The following is a 3,753-nucleotide window of genomic DNA, read 5'->3' on the forward strand; positions in this document are numbered from 1 at the left end:
CCTGAGGGAACCGTCACGAAACGAACGGTGAATCGATGACCGCTCACGGCGGGGCCTCCCCCGCCCTTCCGGGAAGACACCGTCGGTGACCCGGGGCCGCCGCCATCCAGGCGGCGGCCCACGCACGGCTTCTGGCACTGACAGATCGTCTGTCACTACTGGGGGTGGTAACGGGTGGCGGCCCGCCGGTTCTTCGAGCCAAGTGGCCGTCCAGGGAAGGGCGTTGAGGGTTTCGGCGCACGGGCTGGACAGAGCAGGTGCGGGCGGAGTCCAGCGTTCGCCGGCGTCGGGGGTGCGGATTTTTGGCCGGGTCCAGCCCAGGGTCTGCTTCATGAGCCGGAAGGTGTGCTCCAGGTCGAAGCACCTCAGGGACGTCTGCCAGCGGACGTCGACGTCCTCGCCGCTCAGGGCGGTGGCCGACGACCACAGCCGCAGGGGCAGCGGGTCGCCTCCGCCGGGCAGGCGGTCTACCTGGAGGCGGAGCAGCGTGCCATCGATGACGGGGAGCTCGCCGGCGTGGTCGATCCATGCGGAGCGGGTGGTCAGGCGGGGGTGGATGCGGTCCCAGGCCATCGCGCGGGCGATGCCGTACCGGTCGGTGACCTGCATGGTCGCGGCGTCGGGCTCGCCCAGGTCTCGGGCTTGGGGAAGCGGAACTCCCCGCCGTGCTTGGGCGGGTGGCCGCCGCGGGGCTGGGCCAGGTAGTACTCCTCGCGGGAGGGTGCCGGGCGGCGCATGACCCGGTCCGTGCCCATCCGCCCGAGGACCTCGACCGGGAGGCCGGCCAGGAGGTGGGCCATGCGCGGGGCGTCGTATCCGGCGTCGAAGACGATGAGGATGTCGCGGTCACCCGCGTGCCAGCGGCCCATCTCGATCAGGTCGGTGAGCACCCGGCGGACCTGCGCGGCGGTGACCTCGACGCCGTCCTCCTCGGGTCCGAGGCGGACGGCGTCCAGGAGCTGGCACCAGGACGTACGGCCCGACTCCAGCGCGGCGACGAAGGAGTACGGCCAACCGGTGACGAACTGGTCAGAGGACCGGCCGCTGCGGCCGTAGACATGGCAGAACAGACGATCCGCGCTGGTCAGGGCGTCCGGGCGCAGCCAGTTGCTCACGTCGACCGCGAGGACCGGGCGCCCGTCGGCGGCCTGCCGCATCGGCAGGCCGGCCAGCATCTGCCCGCAACCGGGGCACGTCGATGTTCCCGCAGTTCAACGCGTCGTACATTGTGCCGTGCCCACGCCGGTGCTCGGCCACCAGCGTCAGGTCCACCGGTGCCGTCACCGGACCGTCCACGCACAGCAACGCGTCGGCGAGGTCGACCAGTTCGTCCCCGCGCGCGGTCAGGCAGTCGAAAAGGTCCTCACGGAAGCGTGACGCTTTCGCGAACGCTTCCCCTGAGCCGGTATCTGACAGAAAGCTCACCCTTGACCAGCGCAACTTGGACCTGCACCCGAACGATGAGGTGCGTGTCGCACGCAGCGGCAGGAGCACCGTCGAGGGCCAGTGTGGTAGGGATCCACTCGGTCGAACCGAGCGCCATCAGCGGGTGATTCACATACAGGTCTACCCCTGCGATCTGCACAGCCTGACTCCCAGTCCATCCGTGACGTTCAGCGGGGGACAGAACCAGGCACGACAAGAAGATCCCGAGGTTAAAGCACAAGCTAAGTAGCTGTGCCATACCCCTGACCGGTGACGGCCTGTGATGGAAAAACAGACGAGGGACAGACTTAAGCACTCCGGTGACGCCGGGGCGGTGCAGTCGGCTACGTGGCACTGACCGTGCTCGTAGCGGAAGACTTCGGCACCCACATCTCCCTCCAGGGGCATGTGGTGTCGATAAAGCCCGACGAGGGCCTGACTGACATCGACCGGCTGTCGCGACACTTCCTCGGCAGGGACTACCCCGCCAGGGACAGCCCGCTCGTCACGGTCCGCGTCGCAATCGACCGCTGGTCCGGATGGTCCGGGGGACGCCCTCTCCAGTACTGAGCCGCCTCGTCGCGAGGCCGGGAACGCCGCATGGATGGCGCGCTCAGAGGTTGCGGTGCCTCACCCGCTGCACCAATCCACAACGCATGGGCGATGGCCGGGCGGCCGACGTGGACGCCGATGAGGCCGACGTCGCCCACAGGCCGAGGGCCGTGCCCCTCCGCCCGCGGGCCCCGGGGTGGCGAGTCACGCTGGGGTCAGCAGGTCTGCATGGCCCGTTCGCCGGAGGTAGCCGATCACCGCGTCCCGGCTCTTCTCCAGGCACACGATCCTGTTCTCGACGACGCGCAGCTCGCGAGCGAGCTCCTCCGCCAGGATTTGGGTGGACGCGCCTGCTGCGTCCCGGGTCGAGGGAGCCTCGATGTCCAGCACGATCTTGATCATCCTCGTCGACAGACCGGCCTCGATGAGCGCCCGGACGTGACGTGCGTGCTCCACCTGGTCCTCGGAGTAGTCGCGGTAACCGTTGGCCGATCGCGACGACTCGATGAGCCCTTGCTGCTCGTAGTAGCGGAGCATGCGAGCCGGGGCTCCTACCCTTTGGGCGGCCTCACTGATCTTCATCACTCGCTCCTCCTCGTCAGCGGACGACTTGACCTTGACACTGATGTCAAAGTCTACGGTGATTTTCGAGACCCCAGTGACCAGAACACGCTGGGGCAGGACGAACACGAGAGTGGCCTTCAGATGACCAACGACAGCTCGATCCCCACCTCCCGGGACATCCTCATCATCGGAGCCGGGGAGCTCGGCATGCCCGTCATCCGCAACGTCGTCCGACGGGCGAAGGACGTGGAGGGCTCGTCCGTCAGCGTGCTCCTGCGGGCCGGCGCCATCGCGTCCACGGCACCCGCCAAGCAGCGCGACGTCGCTGAAATCAAGGACCTGGGCGTGAAGATCGTCGAAGGGGACCTCGTGAAGAACACCGTCGACGAGCTCGCCTTCCTCTTCGCCGACTACGACACGGTCATCGGGTGCACGGGCATCACCGCCGGCCTCGACACCCCCATGAAGGTCGCCCAGGCCGCCCTCCAGGCGAGGGTCCCGCGGTACTTCCCGTGGCAGTTCGGCGTCGACTTCGACGTCATCGGCCGAGGAAGCCCGCAGGACATCTTCGACTCCCAGCTGGACGTCCGTGACCTGCTGCGGTCCCAGGACCGGACCGAGTGGGTCATCATCTCCACCGGCATGTTCATGAACTACCTCTTCGAGCCCGGCTCGGGCATGGTGGACCTGCCCGACGACACCGTCCACGCGCTGGGAAGTCTCAAGACGGCGGTCACCGTGACGACGCCCGAGGACATCGGCGTCCTGACCGCGGACATCCTCTTCGCCGAACCTCGCATCCGCGACGAGATCGTCTACCTCGCCGGTGACACCATCACCTACGGCGAGCTGGCCGAGACGCTTGAGACCGTGCTGGGCCGTCCGTTCCGTCGTGCGGTGTGGACGGTTCCGTCGCTGCTCGACGAGCTGGCCGCCGACCCGGACAACATGACGCGGAAGTACCGGGCGGTCTTCGCGCAGGGCCGCGGCGTCGCATGGGCGAAGGACGACACGTACAACGCACGCCGCGCGATCCCCGTGACTGACCTCCGCCAGTGGGTCGAGGAGAACCTCGCCGGCTGACGTATCCCCCAGCCCCTGCGCGCGGGTGGCATCGGCCTGCAGCCCCACACCGACGGCCTCCAGGGCAGCCATGGCCCGGGCTGCCTCGCGAACTGCCCGGCCCGAACTGCCTGGCACCCTGAACCAACA

Annotated in this window: 4 protein-coding genes and 1 pseudogene; 2 read left to right on the forward strand and 3 right to left on the reverse strand. The window is 68.3% G+C overall.

Annotated features, from left to right (window positions below):
- Window positions 1-155: 155 nt before the first annotated feature.
- Both ACFWGJ_RS42680 and ACFWGJ_RS42685 read right to left on the reverse strand, forming a co-directional pair.
- A pseudogene (locus ACFWGJ_RS42680) lies at window positions 156-1,425 on the reverse strand (transposase).
- A complete protein-coding gene (locus ACFWGJ_RS42685) occupies window positions 1,364-1,585 on the reverse strand; it encodes a hypothetical protein (RefSeq protein ID WP_387334356.1) in 222 nt (73 codons plus the stop codon). The pseudogene ACFWGJ_RS42680 and the gene ACFWGJ_RS42685 overlap by 62 nt, the downstream one beginning before the upstream one ends.
- Before the next feature lie 188 nt (window positions 1,586-1,773).
- On the opposite strand from ACFWGJ_RS42685, the gene ACFWGJ_RS42690 reads away from it, so the two are divergent.
- Window positions 1,774-1,995, forward strand: a complete 222-nt coding sequence (locus ACFWGJ_RS42690; RefSeq protein ID WP_387334353.1) for a hypothetical protein — start codon at window positions 1,774-1,776, stop codon at window positions 1,993-1,995.
- 186 nt (window positions 1,996-2,181) lie between these two features.
- On the opposite strand, the gene ACFWGJ_RS42695 is transcribed toward ACFWGJ_RS42690, so the two are convergent.
- The gene (locus ACFWGJ_RS42695; protein ID WP_387334354.1) at window positions 2,182-2,559 is read right to left on the reverse strand and encodes a MerR family transcriptional regulator; all 378 of its coding nucleotides are present in this window, start codon (window positions 2,557-2,559) and stop codon (window positions 2,182-2,184) included.
- 123 nt (window positions 2,560-2,682) lie between these two features.
- Here ACFWGJ_RS42695 and ACFWGJ_RS42700 point away from each other — a divergent pair, with 123 nt between their 5' ends.
- Window positions 2,683-3,624: an aromatic alcohol reductase gene (locus ACFWGJ_RS42700; RefSeq protein ID WP_387334355.1), complete on the forward strand. Its 942-nt coding sequence runs from the start codon at window positions 2,683-2,685 to the stop codon at window positions 3,622-3,624.
- Window positions 3,625-3,753 lie beyond the last annotated feature (129 nt).

It is taken from the genome of Streptomyces sp. NPDC060205 (assembly GCF_042728395.1).
In the GTDB taxonomy this organism is placed as follows: Bacteria; Actinomycetota; Actinomycetes; order Streptomycetales; family Streptomycetaceae; genus Streptomyces.

Bases quoted from the DNA above. Each gene is read 5' to 3' on its own strand.
- ACFWGJ_RS42695 (WP_387334354.1), bottom strand. From the start codon at position 2,559: ATGAAGATCAGTGAGGCCGCCCAAAGGGTAGGAGCCCCGGCTCGCATG.
- ACFWGJ_RS42700 (WP_387334355.1), top strand. From the start codon at position 2,683: ATGACCAACGACAGCTCGATCCCCACCTCCCGGGACATCCTCATCATC.